Annotated in this window: 17 protein-coding genes and 1 pseudogene; 1 reads left to right on the forward strand and 17 read right to left on the reverse strand. The window is 41.1% G+C overall.

Annotated features, from left to right (window positions below; translation table 11 throughout):
• Positions 1-46: 46 nt before the first annotated feature.
• Together psdS and psdR are read right to left on the reverse strand one after the other, a co-directional pair.
• Positions 47-1,117, reverse strand: coding sequence for a two-component sensor histidine kinase PsdS (psdS, locus tag MHI44_RS08135; RefSeq protein WP_029318347.1), 1,071 nt, complete (start codon positions 1,115-1,117; stop codon positions 47-49).
• On the reverse strand, positions 1,111-1,824 hold the full coding sequence (gene psdR, locus MHI44_RS08140) for a two-component system response regulator PsdR (RefSeq protein WP_003244535.1): 714 nt from the start codon (positions 1,822-1,824) through the stop codon (positions 1,111-1,113). Before psdR ends, psdS begins: the two co-directional genes overlap by 7 nt.
• Before the next feature lie 146 nt (positions 1,825-1,970).
• On the opposite strand from psdR, the gene MHI44_RS08145 reads away from it, so the two are divergent.
• Positions 1,971-2,180 carry a hypothetical protein gene (locus tag MHI44_RS08145; RefSeq protein ID WP_029318346.1) on the forward strand — a complete coding sequence of 70 codons (210 nt, stop codon included), beginning with the start codon at positions 1,971-1,973 and terminating at the stop codon, positions 2,178-2,180.
• Positions 2,181-2,215: 35 nt separating this feature from the next.
• Here MHI44_RS08145 and MHI44_RS08150 read toward each other — a convergent pair whose 3' ends face one another.
• The 15 genes and pseudogenes from MHI44_RS08150 to MHI44_RS08220 all read right to left on the reverse strand — a co-directional run bounded on the left by MHI44_RS08150 (position 2,216) and on the right by MHI44_RS08220 (position 18,308).
• The gene (locus tag MHI44_RS08150) at positions 2,216-2,980 is read right to left on the reverse strand and encodes an arylamine N-acetyltransferase (protein WP_015251150.1); all 765 of its coding nucleotides are present in this window, start codon (positions 2,978-2,980) and stop codon (positions 2,216-2,218) included.
• Positions 2,981-3,238, reverse strand: coding sequence for an HPr family phosphocarrier protein (locus MHI44_RS08155; protein WP_003219835.1), 258 nt, complete (start codon positions 3,236-3,238; stop codon positions 2,981-2,983).
• 23 nt (positions 3,239-3,261) lie between these two features.
• On the reverse strand, positions 3,262-4,212 hold the full coding sequence (gene whiA / locus MHI44_RS08160) for a DNA-binding protein WhiA (RefSeq protein ID WP_003243775.1): 951 nt from the start codon (positions 4,210-4,212) through the stop codon (positions 3,262-3,264).
• A gap of 22 nt (positions 4,213-4,234) precedes the next feature.
• Positions 4,235-5,188, reverse strand: a complete 954-nt coding sequence (mgfK, locus tag MHI44_RS08165; RefSeq protein ID WP_003244450.1) for a gluconeogenesis morphogenetic factor — start codon at positions 5,186-5,188, stop codon at positions 4,235-4,237.
• 1 nt (position 5,189) lies between these two features.
• Entirely contained in the window at positions 5,190-6,077 is an 888-nt protein-coding gene (gene rapZ / locus MHI44_RS08170) for an RNase adapter RapZ (protein ID WP_003243903.1), read from the reverse strand.
• A gap of 24 nt (positions 6,078-6,101) precedes the next feature.
• Positions 6,102-6,578, reverse strand: a complete 477-nt coding sequence (locus MHI44_RS08175) for an 8-oxo-dGTP diphosphatase (protein ID WP_010886622.1) — start codon at positions 6,576-6,578, stop codon at positions 6,102-6,104.
• A gap of 317 nt (positions 6,579-6,895) precedes the next feature.
• Entirely contained in the window at positions 6,896-7,846 is a 951-nt protein-coding gene (gene trxB / locus MHI44_RS08180) for a thioredoxin-disulfide reductase (RefSeq protein ID WP_003228139.1), read from the reverse strand.
• A gap of 204 nt (positions 7,847-8,050) precedes the next feature.
• Complete coding sequence (gene cwlO / locus MHI44_RS08185) at positions 8,051-9,460, reverse strand: peptidoglycan DL-endopeptidase CwlO (RefSeq protein WP_003228138.1); 1,410 nt, start codon at positions 9,458-9,460, stop codon at positions 8,051-8,053.
• Between the two features lie 380 nt (positions 9,461-9,840).
• Positions 9,841-11,295 carry a tetratricopeptide repeat protein gene (locus MHI44_RS08190; protein WP_003242799.1) on the reverse strand — a complete coding sequence of 485 codons (1,455 nt, stop codon included), beginning with the start codon at positions 11,293-11,295 and terminating at the stop codon, positions 9,841-9,843.
• Positions 11,296-11,420: 125 nt separating this feature from the next.
• Positions 11,421-13,190, reverse strand: a complete 1,770-nt coding sequence (gene bmrA / locus MHI44_RS08195) for a multidrug resistance ABC transporter ATP-binding protein/permease BmrA (RefSeq protein ID WP_339203300.1) — start codon at positions 13,188-13,190, stop codon at positions 11,421-11,423.
• Between the two features lie 164 nt (positions 13,191-13,354).
• The gene (locus MHI44_RS08200) at positions 13,355-13,714 is read right to left on the reverse strand and encodes a hypothetical protein (RefSeq protein ID WP_116315814.1); all 360 of its coding nucleotides are present in this window, start codon (positions 13,712-13,714) and stop codon (positions 13,355-13,357) included.
• A gap of 14 nt (positions 13,715-13,728) precedes the next feature.
• Positions 13,729-15,636 (reverse strand): DUF6792 domain-containing protein, encoded by a 1,908-nt coding sequence (locus tag MHI44_RS08205; RefSeq protein ID WP_119899808.1) that lies wholly within the window; start codon positions 15,634-15,636, stop codon positions 13,729-13,731.
• Positions 15,637-15,641: 5 nt separating this feature from the next.
• Positions 15,642-16,364 (reverse strand): lipoprotein YvcA, encoded by a 723-nt coding sequence (locus MHI44_RS08210; protein ID WP_116315812.1) that lies wholly within the window; start codon positions 16,362-16,364, stop codon positions 15,642-15,644.
• Between the two features lie 384 nt (positions 16,365-16,748).
• Positions 16,749-17,443 (reverse strand): annotated as a pseudogene (locus MHI44_RS08215) (lipoprotein YvcA).
• 133 nt (positions 17,444-17,576) lie between these two features.
• The gene (locus tag MHI44_RS08220) at positions 17,577-18,308 is read right to left on the reverse strand and encodes a lipoprotein YvcA (RefSeq protein WP_181217469.1); all 732 of its coding nucleotides are present in this window, start codon (positions 18,306-18,308) and stop codon (positions 17,577-17,579) included.
• Positions 18,309-18,401 lie beyond the last annotated feature (93 nt).

An 18,401-nucleotide genomic window follows, 5' to 3' on the forward strand; every position in this document is an offset into this window, starting at 1 on the left:
GTCAGCATCCTCCCATCGAACTTTCTTGCAATTCCGCTCCCCAACCTTACAATGCTGTCACATTCACGAGGGTGTCACTTGAAAACACGATGGTCATCACAGTGCCAGCCCCTTCTTTTGATTCCGCATATAGCTTATGGCCGAGACGACTGCACACCTGTTTTGCTAAATAAAGGCCCATTCCAGTTGCCTCTTTCATGGTTCGTCCGTTTTCTCCGGTAAAAAACGCGTCAAAAATCCGCGGCAGATCCTGCGGCGGTATGCCGATTCCTTCGTCGGCAACCGACAATCGCGTCTCATGTCCCTGCGTTTCAATACGGATTGTAATAGGGTCTCCCACACCTTGCTTGGAATATTTTAAGGCGTTGAAAAGGATTTGCTCAACAACAAAGGAAAGCCACTTTTGATCACTGGAAATCTGAATGGCATTTGGCGGCACATGTAATGTTGGAAAAAGGCGCCGTTTAATAAACTGACGTTTTTCCTGATTGATCAGTGAACGAACCATTTCTGCCAAATCAAAGGTTTGCGGCTTTACATCAAATGCAAATTCCTCCAGCCGGGCCGTTTGCAGCATCATATCAAGACCGTGGCGAAATCTCTCATTCTCATCCTCCAGCTCCTCTAAAAACGTCGGAAAAGAGGATGAGGTTCCGTTTTTTCCTTCCTGAATCATTAAGGATATGACGGATACCGGTGTTTTCATATGGTGGACCCATTGGTTGGTGAAGGTGTAATGCTGTTTTTGCTGATTGATATATTGTGAGAGCCTGCTTTCGTATTGCTGCCCGAGTGCGTTGATCATCTTCGTCCAAAGCGCTTGCTCTCCTGTTCTTGGCTTTCTGGCTTTCAAAGACTGTCCGATGTCATTCGAAGAAGAGGCTTGTTCTGCAAGCTTTTTAACATATGTGAGAAAGGAAAATTGCCGAACATAATCAGCAGCAAAACCTGCGGCTAAAAGAGTACCGGGCAAAATCCATATGTACATCATATTTTCTTTGGAAGGTTCTGCGCCGCTCTCTACAATGCTTAAATACGCAATCAGCATGGCGGACCCTATCCCTAATAATGAAAATAGAATAATGGCTAAGCGGTCGATGAGATAAGTCTTTAACATTCCGCTTCATCCTTCCGATTGACTTGAAATTGATAGCCTTGTCCTCTGATTGTGGAAATGCAATCTGTCAGTCCTGCATTCTCCAGTTTTCTCCGCAGCCGATTGACATTGACCGTTAACGTATTGTCATCGACAAAATCAACGTCATCCCATAACGCCTCCAATAGTTCATCACGAGAGACAATTTTTTTATGCTCCCTCACAAAAATCGAGAGAAGCTGGAATTCTTTTTGGGAAAACAAAATCCGGACGCTGTTCCATTCGGCCTCATTCTGATCAGGATAAATCGTCAGCCCGCCAAGCTCCACTATTCTAGATTCCTGCGGCAAAGAGGGCGAATATTCACCATATGTGCGGCGCAGGACGCTTTTGATTTTGGCCATCACTACCTCTAGATGGAACGGCTTTGTGATATAATCATCGCCGCCATTTTCAATCGCCATTACCTGATTCAGCTCATCGGTCCGTGCCGATATAAAGATAATCGGCGCATTGGAAATGGTACGGATTTGCCTGCACCAATAAAACCCGTCAAAAAAAGGCAGGTTGATATCAAGCAGCACAAGATCAGGCTTCATTTCTGCAAATTCCAATTTTATATCATTCAGCTGTTCAGCAATTTTCACTTCATATCCGTATTTTTGAAGATGACCGCCCAGCAAAGAAGCGATCCGCTCATCATCTTCCACAAGCAAAATCCGATACACGTTGATCCCCCTTATATGTACATCACGATGATTTTTCTAGAAGATTCCAAAATTATTATAGCATGTGCGGAATAGTAAATCGGACTTTTTCTTTTTGTTATAATAGAATGACAAAGGTAAAATTTTCATAATAGGCAGGTGTCGTGATGAAGAAAATCATGCTGTTTCTGGCAATGACGTCAATTCTTTCAGCATGTCAGCCCAACTATACCGGGAAATACATAGAAATTGGGGATACACTAACTGAATATGAAAAAGAGTGTTTTAAAGAGAATGAAATTCCTTATAAATACGAAAAGGGAAAACTGTATATCCCAGAAGATGCATTTGATACAGCAATCTACACTTGTTCATAAGAAAAAGCTTGCAGATAACCTGCAAGCTTTTCACGTTACAAAAAATGAGTATTTAATTTCTCTTCAAATTCTGAAGGGCCAATGTCACTTTTTTGAATGTCACTGCCGTTTTCATGAATCGTAAAATGGCGCTCTGACATGACCATCCTTCCGCTCGGCGTCAGCTTTGAGGCAAGCGGGGATTTGTTAAAAGGAGATTTTTCATGAGAGTGAATGATGTCCTTCATGTTATCTAAATCACCGAGATCACTCTCTTCAAGAGTAAAGGCGTACCCGATTTGCCAGCCTTCTCCCTTGTCCATCAGCAGAACATGGCTGCCCTTTTCTGTCTCTTCTCTTTTGATTCGGAATGACCCGACTGGTGACTGTACCGTTTCTCCGGAAAGCGGTATCGGCTGGAGCGCCAGGTTGATGCCGAAGCCGATATCAACGAGGTAATCGCCGTTTTCCGCAGACAGCCATACAGCAGCATGCGTCCCTTCTAGTGCCCATCCCTCTTGATCGCCTGCATAAACCGTTCCTCGAATGAGCTTCACATGAAACCCAGCCTCACGCAAGACAAAATAAAGAAAACCATTTAAATCGTAGCATAGGCCGCCGTGCTGATCTTTGAGCAGACGTCGCCATAGCTCTTCTTTTGTGATCTTATAATTCTCTTTTGCAAGTACGGCACGGTTTTCGAATGGAAAACGGTATGCCATTGCTTTAAGAAAAAGGGGAAGATCGCCGAAGCTGACATGGTCTTTCTCCCAGCCGATTTTCTGAAAGCAGTCTTTTAGAAAGTCACTCATTTTTATCACCTAAACTTCTTCTTGAACGTAAGCAGCCAGCTTCTCCAGCGCCTCTTGTTCATCTTCTCCCTGGGCAATCAAGGTAACCTCAGTGCCTGTGCTTACCGCAAGGCTCATCAGCCCCATGATGCTTTTGGCGTTTACTTTTTTCCCATCCTTCTCAAGAAACACATCTGACGTAAACCGGTTTGCTTCTTGTACAAACAAAGCAGCAGGACGTGCTTGCAGTCCTGTCTTTAATCGAACTTCCACTTTCTGTTGAACCATAAGATCTCCCCTTTTCTTTACGGTTATTTTAAAGTGACGGTTTGCCCTGTCCGCAGCTGTTCTGCGATTTCGTCAAGTTTTCTCAGCCTGTGATTGATCCCTGATTTGCTGATTTTCCCGCTTGCTACCATTTCCCCTAGCTCTTTCAGCGTCACTTCCTGATAATCAATCCGCAGCTGCGCAATTTCCCGAAGTTTTTCAGGCAGCGCCTCCAGGCCGATTCTTTCATCGATGTATTTAATATTTTCCACCTGTCTCAGTGATGCGCCGATCGTTTTGTTTAAGTTGGCTGTTTCACAATTGACGAGGCGGTTGACCGAATTTCTCATGTCCCGAACGATTCTGACATCCTCAAATCGCAGAAGCGAATTGTGAGCGCCAATTACGTTCAGAAACTCTGTAATCTTTTCAGCCTCTTTTAAATAGGTAATATAGCCTTTTTTCCGTTCAAGCGTTTTGCTGTTTAACTGAAACTCATTTAACAGGTCACATAATGAATCGTTATGCTCCTTATAAAGAGAGAAGATTTCTAAATGATACGAGGAGGTTTCCGGATTATTGACCGAACCTCCTGCCAAAAATGCTCCTCTCATATAAGAACGCTTGCAGCATCTCTTTTTGACCAGCTCTTTCGAAATACTTCGTTCAAACACAAAATTCTCCCCGAGTATTTTTAAATCCTCTAAGATCGCTTTTGCATTTTCTGAAAAACGCACAATATAAACGTTATTCTTTTTCAGCCGCATTTTCTTTCTGACCAGCAGCTCGACCGACACATCATATTGTTTTTTCAGCAATGTATAGATGCGGCGGGCAATCGCCGCGTTTTCGGTTTGAACATCGAGTACGAGATGGCGGTTTGTAAATGATAAAGCTCCATTCATCCGAATGAGTGCAGACAGCTCGGCATTAATGCAGCAGTCCTTCACTTCCAGATTCGTTAATTCTTTTTTTGTTTCTGATGCAAATGACATATAGCCACCTCATTTCAAGGCTTCATTCTTTCAGTAAATCAACAAGAAGAGAGGCCACTTTATGTGTATCGTGACGTATTACGTCATTTTTATACGTTACAATTTGATCTCTGATGACTTCAAGCCCCATCGCTTTCAGCTCTTCAATATCAAAATCAACAGGACGCGCCGATTCCATTTCGTACTTACGCTTTATTTCGTCGGGAATGTCTTCACTGTTTACTAATATCGTATCAATAAAACCACAGCCCATATGCTGATTGAGCGCTTTCACATGATCAGCAGCGGTGTAATGGAGCGTTTCGCCGGGCTGAGTCATCACGTTGCAAATGTATACTTTTTTCGCCGGCGCCTTTATCACTTCTTCCCCGATTTTTGGGACGAGCAAATTGGGAAGAATGCTTGTATAGAGGCTTCCCGGGCCGATAATAATCAAATCCGCTTCCCTGATCACGTCTATTGTTTCCGGCAGCGGATCAATCTGTTCAGGCGTGAGAAAAACACGCTTAATACGCTGTCCGTATTCCGGGATCGTTGACTCGCCTGAGACCACGCGGCCGTCTTCCATCTCAGCATGCAAAACGACACTGGCATTGGCAGCCGGCAAAACCTTTCCTCTTACATTCAGCACCTTGCTCATTTCTGTGACAGCGTGAAAAAAATCACCGGTTATATTTGTCATCGCTGCCAAAATCAAATTCCCGAGAGAATGGCCTGTTAAGTCATTCCCTTTATTGAAGCGGTGCTGAAAAAGATCTTCAACAAGCGGCTCCACATCGGATAAAGCGGCAAGCACATTTCTGATGTCTCCGGGAGGCGGAATTTTCAGTTCATTCCGCAGACGGCCAGAGCTCCCCCCATCATCGGCAACTGTTACAATGGCCGTGATGTCAACGGGTTTATGCTTTAGGCCCCGAAGCAATACAGAAAGACCTGTACCGCCGCCAAAGATTGCGATTTTCGGCTTTTGTCCCATCTTATTTCCGGCTTCTCTTTTCAATGTCCCGGTGAGTAACATGAGTATAGTAATCCTTTTTGAAATAATCAGCTAAATTCTCGGCTAATGTCACAGAGCGGTGCTGGCCCCCTGTGCAGCCGATCGCAATGACAACCTGGCTTTTTCCTTCTCTTTTGTAAGATGGAAGCATAAAGCTCAGCAGATCAATTAATTTCTCATTGAACTTTTGCGTTTCATTCCACTTCATGACGTAAGAGGAAACCTCTTTATCCTTGCCAGTCAGCGGCCGCATGCTTTCGATATAGTACGGATTCGGCAAAAATCTGACATCAAAGACGAGATCTGCATCAATTGGAATACCGTATTTAAAACCAAATGACATCACATTTACGGTAAATGTCTCTCCTTGGTTTGTCGCAAAGTGCTTCACGATTTTTTCACGCAAATCACGCGGCTTCATGTCAGACGTATCGTAAATGATTTGAGAGCGGCCTTTTAATTCCTCAAGCAGCTCTCGTTCTAGCGCGATGCCTTCAAGCGGCAGGCCAGTCGCTGCCAGCGGATGCGAGCGTCTCGTTTCTTTATATCTTGTGACGAGAATGGAATCCTTCGCGTCCAGGAATAAAATTCGCGGTGTGATCCACGGATTTTCGGCCATTTCATCCAGCGCTTCAATCAGCCGGTCAAAAAATTCGCGGCCGCGCAAATCCATCACGAGCGCAACTTTGCTCATTTTCGAATTTGATTCCTTCATCAGCTCTAAAAACTTCGGAAGCAATGAAGGCGGAAGATTATCGACGCAGAAATAGCCGAGATCTTCAAAGCTTTGGATCGCGACAGTTTTCCCCGCTCCCGACATTCCAGTTATAATGACAAGCTGAATATCATGTGATTCACTAACACTCATCTTTCTCCCCCCTGACTTGTCTTTCTATTTGATGTGCTGCGGGTCTAAACGATAACTGAGCAGCTCAAATTCCGGTGTATACGTAAATGTGCCGTGCAGCAGCCCTTGTCCCTTCATCATAAAATCAAGGATATGGCCGTCTCCAGGGGCCATAGGCAGGTTCTGAATGTCATTGACATCGTGCCACTGTAGTTTGCCTTCCTCTGATTCTGATACATTTTGTCCTGTATATGAATCAGCGACAAACGTAAACATCATCCACTCGGAGACAATGTGGTCACCGTCTTTAATAATAAAGGTAAAAACGCCTTTTAATTGAGGATTTATGATATAGATACCAGTCTCTTCTCTGTACTCTCTGATGACGGAGTCTCTGACTGATTCTCCGCTCTCCATCTTGCCTCCCGGCGCGACCCACCATCCGCGTCTCGGCTTTTGAAGCAGAAGAACTTTGTCATCCGTCTGAAGCACACAATTTGTCACTCTTTGCAAGTACGTCACCTAACCTTCGTCCTGTCATCGTCTCTTTATTATACCGCTTCAAGATGCCTCCCACAATGAAGAGACATTGACAATCTTTTCTTCTATTTTACAGCATATTCATTCCTTAATTCAGATGATTTTGCTGTAACTGGAATTCTCTTTTATTTATGGACAAAAAAAGGACACGGATAACTGGAGAATCCGTGCCAAAAAAGTGTATTCATTATAAAAAGGGGGTCAATTACTTTATTAATCATAACCGAAAAGCATTACACATGTGTTACAGCGGAATTAAAACCCAGTAACGTAATGTGAAACTCGTATGACAGCCCTTTTTATTTTAAGGTTTTCAGCGTTTCTTGAAGCTCTTCAACATAATGCTGTACGCTTTGCGCCGCAATGCTTCCGTCTCCTGTAGCCGTTACGATTTGGCGCAGTGATTTTTCGCGAATGTCTCCGGCAGCGAAAATTCCTTCAACCTTTGTCTCCATGCGGTCGTTTGTTTCGATGTAGCCTTCTTCATTCGTAATGCCCAGATTCTCAAACGGTTTAGACAGAGGAAGCATGCCAATGTAAATGAATACGCCGTCTGTTTTGAATTCACTTTCTTCACCGGTTACCGTATCGACAAGCGTTACGTTACCGACTTTGCCGTTTTCCTCATGAATTTCCTTCACGGTTTTGTTCCATAGGAAGTCAACTTTTTCATTATCAAATGCTCTCGCTTGAAGAATACTTTGAGCACGGAGTTTATCACGTCTGTGAACAATCGTTACTTTTGAAGCGAAACGAGTCAGATATACGCCTTCTTCAACCGCGGAATCTCCGCCGCCAACAACGACTAGTTCTTTGCCTTTAAAGAAAGCGCCGTCACATACTGCACAATAAGATACACCGCGGCCGCCCAATTCTTTTTCGCCAGGCACGCCGATTTTTTTATATTCCGCACCAGCAGCAATGATGACAGCACGTGCTTTATATTCCTTTGAACCAGCTTTGACTACTTTGTACTCTTTGCCGTCAACGACTTCTTTAATATCGCCATAAGCGTATTCAGCGCCGAATTTTTTCGCGTGTTCAAACATTTTGTTAGAAAGCTCAGGCCCAAGGATACTTTCGAATCCAGGATAGTTTTCTACATCTTCCGTATTGGCCATTTGTCCGCCAGGAATTCCTCTTTCAATCATTAATGTCGATAAATTCGCTCTTGATGTGTATACAGCGGCCGTCATCCCAGCAGGGCCCGCGCCGATTATAATCACGTCATAAATTTTTTCTTCTGACACACTATTCACTCCTTAAACCATCTTTTCAAGTTTGGGCTCTTTCTTATAAGATAAGAATCCCCATCAAACGTATTCCTTACCCATATCCTATAAAATCTCATGGTGATACGCTATTTTTTTGCTCAACACGATTAAATGTATTCGAAAAGGGTATATGTTAATAAAGAAAGAGCCTTCTGTTTTAGAAGGCCCTTGTCATATTTATTATTGAACAACACGTCTTACAACGCCTTTAAATGCTTTTTTCCAGTAAGGATTGCTCATAGAGTCAACAGATACGCCATGAGATGTATTGTCGTTTAGGAAAGTACCGTTTCCTAAGTAGATTCCTACGTGTCCATTTGTTTTGTAAGTGTCAAAGAACACAAGGTCTCCGCGTTTCATTTCAGACGCGCTGACAGCTTGTCCTCTGCCAACTAACGTATCAGTAGTTGTCCCGCCTACAGGTCCAAGGTTAACACCTGCAGAAGCGTATGCCCAGCGTACGAATGATGAGCAGTCAAAAATACGGTTGTTGATATCAGATTGGCTGCGTCCGCCGCCAAACTTGTACGGAGATTGTCCTACAATGCTTGAACCAACGCTGATCGCGCCTTCAATTCCGCCAGAGTTGCTGATAACAGTGCCGCCTGAATTGCTGTTTGAGCCGCTGCTCTTCTTAGAAGATGAGCCGTTTGACGAGCTGTTTGATGAACCGTTAGAAGAATTGTCTGAAGAATCATCAGATGAGCTTGCTTTTGCTGATTCAGTTGTCGCCGTTTGACTGTCATCTGTTTGTGTTTCATCAGATGCTTTTTGTGCTTCTTCCTGCTTTTTGATCAAAGCAGCCGCTGCTTCTTGTTCTTTTTTGATGCGTGCTTGTTCAGCTTCAGTATTTGCTTTTTGATTTGCAAGTTCAGACGCCTCTGATTTTAATTCAGAAATCGCTTTAGCCGTTTTCTTTTGGCTTGCTTTTGCTTCGTCGAAAAGCTTGTCTTTTTCATTAAGCTGTTTATCAAGGTCTTTTTGCATTGTTTCTAATTTAGCCAATGCAGCTTGAACTTCTTTCAGCTTGTCATTCAAATCCGCTTCAGAATCTTCGAGCTTCGCTTTATCCTGCTCTTGCTGTTTGATTAAATCTTTGTCTGCGTCCACAATAGATGAAACCGCAGTCGCACGAGAGATAAAGTCACCAAAGCTTGTTGATCCTAAAAGAACATCTATGTATCCTTGAGATCCGCCGCTTTCCTGTAAAGAACGAACGCGCTTTTTCAGGATTTCATTGCGTTTTTCGATGCGTGCTTCAGTTTCTTTAATCTCTTTTTTCAGTTTTTTGATTTCTTCTTTTGTTTTATCATTTTCTTCTTTTTTATCTTCGATCTTGTTGCTTGTATCAAGCGCCTTAGCGTTAATGTCTTTCAGTTCTTTTTCAATCTTTGATTGATTTTCCTGAAGCTCAGTTAATTCTTTTTCCTTCGCTTCAATGCTGGAAGCAACCTCAGATTGCTTGCTTTCGATTTTTTGTTTCTTTTCATCTAATGTTTCCGCCGATGCAGTTTTACTTGTAAATGGGATCAAAAAACTGCTTGTCCCGATGACGGAAGCCAAACCAAGTGTCAATAAACTCTTTCTCACTTTTTATATCCTCCCTTTTACTGTGAACCTGTCCTCATTTGGAATCGTATTTTGAACATCAAGTTTCGTTCCTCATACTCTACGAGGAATGATGGTTGTTTATGGTTAATTATTCTGTGCATCTCTTATTCTGGTTGTATAGCGTTTATTTCACATCATATGTAAAAAACACTAATTCCTTATGTACGAGAATCATTATACCATCAAGTTTCGACAAATTAGCGATAAATTTTATTACATTTATGTTTCAAACAGATGTCAAGTCACACATCATTTGTCATTTTTCTTAAGCGTGTAAAAAAACTGTCGATATTATTTTCTCAATATAATCTATCAAACAAAAAAAGAGTCGATTAAATAAATCGACTCTTTAAAATTTACTATTCTAGAATATCATCAATATATTTCATATATTTCGTCAAAGTTGCCGGAGAGATGCCGAATCGGGCCGCTGTGTCTTTTTTCGTGTCTTGCTTGCCATGGGCTTCTTTCCAAATATAACAGATGGCTGCTGCCCAGCCTTTCTCATTCTTCAACGGAGCAGCTGCACGAATTTGCTGGATGACATGGAAAACCCAGCAGCTCATGACTTCTGTTTTCATCTCTTCTTTTTCAGCTTGCTCTAATAATTTGACCGTTTGATAAGCGAAAAGTGCATCCTCTGAAACGTCAGCAGCAGCAGAATCTCCATTCAGAAGCAGCTTTACAAAATGAGTTTCAAAAGGAGCGGTAATTCTCTTTGAGCGTATCACCGCTTCAAGATGCTCTGTTTCTCCCTTTGTGCTGCTGATATAATAGGCTGCGAGACGCTGCTCCACAGATGAAGGAAGAGCTTCCCTCCGCTCAATCCAAGGCGCCGGGCGGTCTTCGCCGGGATATTGCGACTCGACTTTTCTCCAGATCGTCTCGGCAAAGTCGGTATGTCCCGTAAAATAAGCAGAGCAGGAAAGCCAGTAAAAGAAGGTGTCGTCACCTTCAAAGCCGGTTTTATATAATGATTTGAGCCATTTATATCCGATCTCGTAGCGGCCGACAAGCGCCAAAGTAGCACCCAATTTATAACGCTGCTCCAATAGCATCGGATAGACATTGGAGAGCTGATCACTCAATTCCGCCACTTTTTCGTCTTCTCTTTCATAATAGTAGAAAACGAGAAGATTGCATAAGGCGTGAAGATTTCCTTCATTATGAGAAAGCACTTCATAAGCGGTTTGCTTCGCTTTTACAACGTTTCCTGAATAGAAATAGGCAAGCGCGAGATTGTTGTATGCTGACCAAAGCTCCGGATATTCAGTTGTGATTTCCTCAAGCGCCGCAACCGCTTCAGCAAGCTGGCCGCTTTCCAGCAATGACTTTGCCCGATCCTGTTTCACCAGCAGTTCATCCTGATCATACAACGAATCCTCAATGCCGTCGTCTCCTAAATCGAGCAAATCAAGCAGACTATCGTTTTCTTCGGCGAATTCACCATCCGGGTCCGCATCAGAATAAGCGGCCGCTTCTTTATAAGCTTCCTGGAAGAGCCCCAGATGGGCAAAGTTATTCGCTTTAAAGTAATGGCACTCCGGCATTTCGGCCTCCAGATTTGCCATGATATAGTCAAGAAGATCGTTCGACTCTTGATACTGGCCCATTTCCGAATAAATGACCGCAAGCTGTGAAAGCATCTCTGAATCCTCCGGCTCCAAATGAACCGCGCGCTGAATCAGTTTGCTTGCCCGTTTTAGATTGCGCTCTTTATACGCTTTCAAGCCTTTATGAAAAAAATATTGTCCATCTTGAAGCAGCTGGACAATTTGTGCGTGATTTTTATGTTCAGAAGTGTGTTTTCCCACAACTACCCTCCGTTTTATACAATATTACCGTCAGTAGTATACCATAAATCGTAAGCCCCTCAATAGTTCAAAAGGAAGGATTGGGAAAATCCCTCCTCTTTTTTATTGGCTGATTCGACCAAAATTTACCCGGCTTTGTTTTCTAAGTCTGCATTCATTTTCAGCTGCTGTTCAGCAAAATCCCTATAAAGACCATGGGAAGCCATTAACTCATGGTGTGTTCCACGACCGGTAATTTCCCCTTTTTCAACAAACAAAAGCTGGTCCGCATCTACAACGGTAGATAGGCGGTGAGCGATAACAATCGTTGTGCGGCCCTCCATCAGCACCTCCAGCGCCTGCTGAACTGATTTTTCAGATTGGCTGTCGAGACTTGAGGTAGCTTCATCGAGCATAAGAATGCTTGGGTTACGGAGAAGCGCTCTCGCAATCGCGATTCTTTGCCTTTGTCCGCCTGACAGCATAATGCCGCGTTCGCCCACTTCTGTATCAAACTGATTCGGCAGCTCCTTTATAAAATTGAGCGCATATGCCATCTCCGCGGCTTTTTCGATCTCAGCATCCGTCACATCTCGTTCTAACCCGTAGCAAATATTTTCTCTGATTGTCCCGGACATTAACGGGCTTTCCTGTGATACATACCCGATATGCTCCCTCCACGATTCAAGCGAGTAAGTATCGACCGGCTCGTCCCCCAGCCGAATGGTCCCTGCAGTCGGAGAATAAAAGCGTTCAAGCAGCTTAAACAGCGTCGTTTTTCCCCCGCCGCTCGGACCGACAATCGCTGTGACTTTCCCTGCTTCAATGACGGCGCTGATCTCTTTTAAGATCAGCTGATCAGGCTTATATCCAAAAGACACGCAATCCAGCTGGATAGGGAGATGCGCATTTTCAATTTGTTTTCCTGTCACTGTATCTTCCTCTTCCTCTGCCAAAATCTCAATCATTCGTTCTGTTGCACCGATTGATTTTTGCAGCTGTGTAAAGAATGTTGTAATTTGGCCCATCGGCATAATAATTTGGAACAAATATAAAATAAAAGCCACGAGAGCTCCGGCCGTGAGCTCGCCTGAAGATACCTGCATGCCGCCATATCCGATGACTGCGACAAGGGCTGCCATTAACACGAGTGAGATAAGCGGGCCGACAAGCGATTGAACCTTGGCTTCACGAACGCCAAGCTTAAATAATGAGGAAATCCCCATCTTCCCGCGCCCGTATTCGACATCCTCCGCATTTGAAGCTTTGACAAGTCTGATTTCCGGGAGAATTTGATTAAGCAGGCCTGTAAAACGGGCTGTTTCATCTTGTGTTTCCCGTGAAATGGAGAACATTTTCCGTCCAATCGGCACCAAAATAAGAGCGGCCAGCGGAACGACCACTAACACAAGCAGTGTCAGCTTCCAGTTCATAATAAACAAGATTGTCAATGATCCAATGACAGAAATGATGCCTGTAATAAATCCGCTGATATGGGTTGTAATCAATTCTTTGACAACCATCGTATCGTTCGTTACACGGCTGACTGTTTCTCCGGAAGCATTTGTATCGAAATAAGAGACAGGCAGCTTAATTAATTTCTTCCATAATAAATCCCGCAGCCCGGAAATGATTTTTTGTCCATTATAGTTAAGCGCATAGGTGGCATAAGCGCTTAAACCCGCCTGAACGAAAAACACCAGCGCGATCAAACCGATTTGCGTGCCTGACAGATTTGACATAGAAAAACCATCGACAAGCTGCTTCGTTAATAATGGAATGAGCAGGCTGACCAGCGTGGTTACAACACTGAGGGCAAGCGCAAATGCAAGCTTTCCATAAGAAGGATTGGTCCGTCTTACTAATGCAAAAAAAGGTTTCAATTTACTTTTAGATTTTTGTTTGTGGGTTGGCATATATTTTTCCTCCTGTTTCAGCGTTCAGAAAGGTGAAATGTCATAGCAAAAGGATGATTTTTACTCTTCTCAATCATATCAATGGAGAAAGACTTTTTCAGTATATTTTTGCCGTGATCAAAATAAAAATCTCCCACTCATTGTTTGAATAGGAGATTTTTATGTTAGACATCTTTCACAGGCTTCTTTTTTCTGTAAGTCAATGTTACATCCTGCTGCCGCAAGTCTTCAATGATCATTTTGTACCGATCAACTTTTGCGGTATGTTCTTCTTTTATCATCTCAAGGGCAGCTTTTCGTTTTTCGCTTTTAGACTCAAGCTCTTTTTTTATTTTTTTTACAATCAACCCTTTTTGCCCTTTGATTTCCTCTTTTAATGAAGACTCAAATTTCTTTGTCAGGCTGAGAAAGTCGTTGATCGGTTGATTGAGGGTGCCCGCTTTCCCCTTCATTTCATCTTGGGTAAGAAACATATAGGTCGTTGATACAATTTCTGTTTCACTTTCTGAAAATAAGGAAGTCACTCTTCATATTCCTCCTAAGGCTGAAAATCAAATAACTGAGAAATCATTTCTTCTTTTTCAAACAGCTTTTCAATACTCTCGCGGATATTTTTGATAAAATCTCTTTTTTCTGTTGTCTGTTTTTTTAATTCAGCAACAATTCCATCATTTGCAGGAAGCGCACCTGTGTGGAATGATTCATGAACAGAGATTTTCTCCAATTTATCGAATGTGTGGCTGAAACCAGCTGCAAGCCGGAATTGAAGATCGAAGGCATAATGCGAAGGGTTTTCTTCCATATGATGAATAGCCGTGATGATCGCCTGCTTTTTGTCTATGAAATCTTCATCGATTTCCTGACTGTAAACCTTCTGGTACTTAGAAATCGCATCTTCCATATCTTCAACGATTTTCATACCGTTTTGATAGATTCTGACAGCGGATGAGAGATTGACTTGAATCGTTTCTCCCGAGCCGCTCTTCCCTGTAAAATAAATATCGGAGCCTTTATAGCTGAAGCCTTTTTCCTTTGACAAGGCGTTGAGCATTTGAACGATGCTGTGGCCGTCGACGATAAGTTTTAGTGCGTCTTTTGTTTCTGTGTCGAGTGTTTTCAATGAGGATAGAATTGATTTTACATAGTCCACTATTTCACCAACGTCTTTCAAAGCTTGCATAAATTGGCCATGCTTTAAATGGTCAATGAAATGTTCGTACCGTAATTCTATGCCTCGCATACTCGCATTAATATTCGTTAATTCTTTTTTGATGACTTTCTTTTGCGTTTCATCAATATAACCGTTTTCAGCTAACTGATCTACGACCGGTCCGCTGTTTCTCAACAAGGTATGAAGAAAACCTAAAAACGACGGCAGTTCCTCTTTTATTCGGCCATACATTTGCTTAACATCATCAAAATGCTCATATAGGACACTTACTTTCTTTAAAGCGCCGTCTGTGTTTTTCACTTTTTCAATCAGGTCTATGTCTATCCCGCTGGCTGCCTTTATAAAACCGTTCAAGCCGTCTTTTTCATAGTCATCCTTATATTTTTGAAGGAATTTTTGAATTGACCTCACATCTTCGTCAGGAACCCCATCCATAATATTTCGGATGCCTTTTACACTTGTATTTGTATCTGCCATCTTCACATCACCGAATGTAATGAAATCGGCCTTGCCGCTGACTCCATACAGCGGGTCATCTTTTGAGATGCGTTGGGTGATGTTTGCTGTTACGCCTTTGTCTTCATAATATTTTTGGATTTCTTTTTTTAGCTTATCTGGTGGGATATCATTTATATCTTTTAAGCGTCTAATATGAAATTTATGCATTAGCCTATCTCTCAAATTCAAATCAGTTGCTAGCAGGTGGTCAACGCTTATTTGAGCTCCGTTAACCCCATAAACCTCATCAAATTCTCCGTCAATTAATTGAACCATCACCTGATTATTATTTGCCAGTGAGTGGCCCATAGCAAAGGTCTTTAAATCATGAGAATTCTCTGTTTCTCTTTTGGCATTTCTTACAAACTCTTTTGTCGCTTGGTACTGGCTGTCATCTATCCCTAAAAAGAGACCAAAGAAATTGTATGACCAGTCTTCGTTATCAGCACTCCCCTCTGAAATAATATGAAGTTGATTAACGTGTTGTTTATCATCCTTAATATAAATAGCTGTACCATCATATCCGGACTCTCTTATTGATGTATCTATTTTCGAATTTTTTTTAATAAGTTCATTAGATGTGTATATTTCCAGATTTTTTGGAAGATCTCGATGTGTTTCTTCTTTGTATATTCGACGCACCTCGACTTCAAAATCTGTTTTAGCTCTCTTTATTTCACTTTCAATATTAGAAGCAAATTTTTCTTTATAATCGTACTCCAAGTCAATTAAACGCAGCTTTACATTTTCATTTTCAAATATATTCTTATTTTCCATTTTCTCTATTTCTCCTTTTTAACTTTTAAAAAGGTAATAGAATCAATTATTTTTCGAACTTTTTTTTCTGCTTCTTCTTTCTTTAATGAACAAACCTCTTTACCCTTATAGCAAGAAAAACGAAAAGAATACTCTATTCCTAAATATTCCTCTTTTTTAGATTTAACATAACCAAAAAATCTATAAGAAAAATTATTCTTTTCATCCACATCATCAAAACTGCTTTTCTTTTGAGCAGAATATACAATTTTATCAGATAGCTCTCTTTCTTCGTATTTTCCTTTATAGCTATTTCTGCCGCTTACAATGTCAAGCATTGTATCCTTGTCATTCGCAAAACTTTTTTCTTGATGATAATCTAATTGCCCGTCATATTGAATGTTAGTTTTTTTATTGAAACTATCAAATACTATTGTTTCCTCATTTTCACCTTTACTTGAAAGATCAGGTACATACTCCCCATCCTCCGGAAACAACATCCTAAACCCTTTCAGCTTAGATTCAAGCAAATAATACCCTGGCTCCTCTTCTTTCGTTGACACCATGTACTCTCTCGTTTTTTCATCTTGAAACGCCGGAACTTGCGGCAGGTCTTTTGGATCCATGTCTTTTGGTTTTACGGCTTCTGTTTTATTGTCATTTGTGGTGTTTTTATCATTGTCTTGCATACTGCATCCTCCTGTCAGGGCAAGTAATAAGCTAAAGCAAATACATATGATCTTTTTCATTACGAACCTCCACGGGTTTTGTGAGAATAGAATTCTATTTTCATACCGAAAATAATCCTATTGACCTGGTTAATACGTGATTATTTTATCCTTTTCTATGTTACATCATGGTGGAATTTGGATAAATAGGAAATCCGACTTGGTTTTGATCTCCTTTCACTAACAAATCAAGCAAAACACCACAAACACATCAAAATACCTATTTCTTTTTTCATAAAATCGTTTATCATACGGCTCTTACTTAACCTCTTCATCTTTATAGTAGGTGAATCGAAACGAATACTCTATTTCCCTTAATTCTCTATAAGAAAAACTATTCTTTCCCTCTATATCATCAAAAGCCTTTTTCTTTGAGCAGATATCTCTCTTTCTTCGTATTTTCCTTTACATATCGCCAAAGGTAGTAGAGTTTATTATTTTTTTAACTTTTTCTTCATTGTCTTTCGGGTTTTGTTTACATGTATTTGCATTGGCGGAGCAGCTAAACATAAAAGAATATTCCATCCCTAAATAATCTTGTTTTTTCGATTTTATATAACCAAGGAAGATATAAGATGGTGTCTCTTCTTTGTCAAAGTTTTCTTGTCTTGAGGCAAAGTAAATATCTTTATCCTTCGTTTCTAATTTCTCAAAATCACCTTTGTATTCATTTTTACCGCTAATAATATCCAACATATTCTCCGGTTCGTTTATAAACGATTCATTTTGATAAAACTTAACTGAAGCATTCATTACTATATTCGTTTTTTTATTAAAACTATCAAAAAATAGTGACTCGTTTGTCTTTGAAGTTTCTGAGTCGGAATACTCCGCATCCTCCGGAAACAACATCCTAAACCCTTGCAGCTAGATTCAAGCAAATAATACCCCGGCTGCTCTTCTTTCGTTGACACCATGTACTCTCTCGTTTTCTCGTCCTGAAACGCCGGAACCTGCGGCAGGTCTTTTGGATCCATGTCTTTTGGTTTTACGGCTTCTGTTTTATTGTATTTTGTGGTGTATTTATCACTGACGCTCATACTGCATCCGCCTGTCAGGGCAAGTAATAAGCTGAAGCAAAGCAAGATGGTCTTTTTCACGACGAACCTCCAATAGGTTTAACTAATCAATATTACTGATCCAATTGAAAAGTGATTCTGTGTAAACTTTTCTTTATAGTCATACTCTGAGTTAATTATAAAGAGCTTTATATTTTCGTTCATGAAAACATTCTTATTGTCCATCTCTACTCCTCTTCTTATAAAAGATAATAGAATGAATGAGAGTATCAGTTCTTTCTCTTGCTTGATCTCCATTCAAAGCACAGGGTTGATCAACCTTTTTACAACGAACTATAAAAGAATATACTATTCCCAAGTACTCTTCATCACTAGATTTTATATATCCAAAATAACGAAAGGAATAATTGTATTTACGATCACTGTTTTTAAAAGTGCTTTTTTTTGATGCAGTATATACTATTTTCCCGTCAGTTTTTTCTTTCTTAAATTCACCTTTGTAACCATTCTCATTACTAATTTGGCGCAACATTGTCTCTGGATTATTAATAAAAGAAGATTTGTTATAGTAGCTAATTTGTGCATCTAAGAGTATATTTGATTTTTCATTATAGCTTTGAAATCCTATCGATTCGCTATTCTTTCCATTTGATGTGGAATAATTAGGAAGATACTCGCCATCCTCCGGAAACAACATCCTAAACCCTTTCAGCCTAGACTCCAGCAAATAATACCCCGGCTCCTCTTCCTTCGTTGACACCATGTACTCTCTCGTCTTCTCATCTTGAAATGCCGGAACTTGCGGCAGGTCTTTTGGATCCATATCTTTTGGTTTTAAGGCTTCTGTGTTATTGTCTTTTGTGTTGTTTTTTTCATTGGTGTTCATACTGCATCCGCCTGTCAGAGTAAGTAATAAGCAGAAGCAAAGCAAGATGATTTTTTTCATGACAAACCTCCACGCGTTTAACTGATAGATTGTTACAACATGATTATTTAGTTCTATCCGTATTACAATATAGAATCATACTGAAAAAAGACC

Source organism: Bacillus sp. FSL K6-1366, assembly GCF_037976695.1.
GTDB classification, from domain to species: Bacteria; Bacillota; Bacilli; order Bacillales; family Bacillaceae; genus Bacillus; species Bacillus subtilis.

Bases quoted from the DNA above. Each gene is read 5' to 3' on its own strand.
- MHI44_RS08155 (WP_003219835.1), bottom strand. From the start codon at position 3,238: ATGGTTCAACAGAAAGTGGAAGTTCGATTAAAGACAGGACTGCAAGCA.
- MHI44_RS08145 (WP_029318346.1), top strand. From the start codon at position 1,971: ATGAAGAAAATCATGCTGTTTCTGGCAATGACGTCAATTCTTTCAGCA.
- MHI44_RS08210 (WP_116315812.1), bottom strand. From the start codon at position 16,364: ATGAAAAAGATCATATGTATTTGCTTTAGCTTATTACTTGCCCTGACA.
- MHI44_RS08205 (WP_119899808.1), bottom strand. From the start codon at position 15,636: ATGGAAAATAAGAATATATTTGAAAATGAAAATGTAAAGCTGCGTTTA.
- MHI44_RS08220 (WP_181217469.1), bottom strand. From the start codon at position 18,308: ATGAAAAAAATCATCTTGCTTTGCTTCTGCTTATTACTTACTCTGACA.
- bmrA (WP_339203300.1), bottom strand. From the start codon at position 13,190: ATGCCAACCCACAAACAAAAATCTAAAAGTAAATTGAAACCTTTTTTT.
- whiA (WP_003243775.1), bottom strand. From the start codon at position 4,212: ATGTCATTTGCATCAGAAACAAAAAAAGAATTAACGAATCTGGAAGTG.
- rapZ (WP_003243903.1), bottom strand. From the start codon at position 6,077: ATGAGTGTTAGTGAATCACATGATATTCAGCTTGTCATTATAACTGGA.
- psdS (WP_029318347.1), bottom strand. From the start codon at position 1,117: ATGTTAAAGACTTATCTCATCGACCGCTTAGCCATTATTCTATTTTCA.
- mgfK (WP_003244450.1), bottom strand. From the start codon at position 5,188: ATGGGACAAAAGCCGAAAATCGCAATCTTTGGCGGCGGTACAGGTCTT.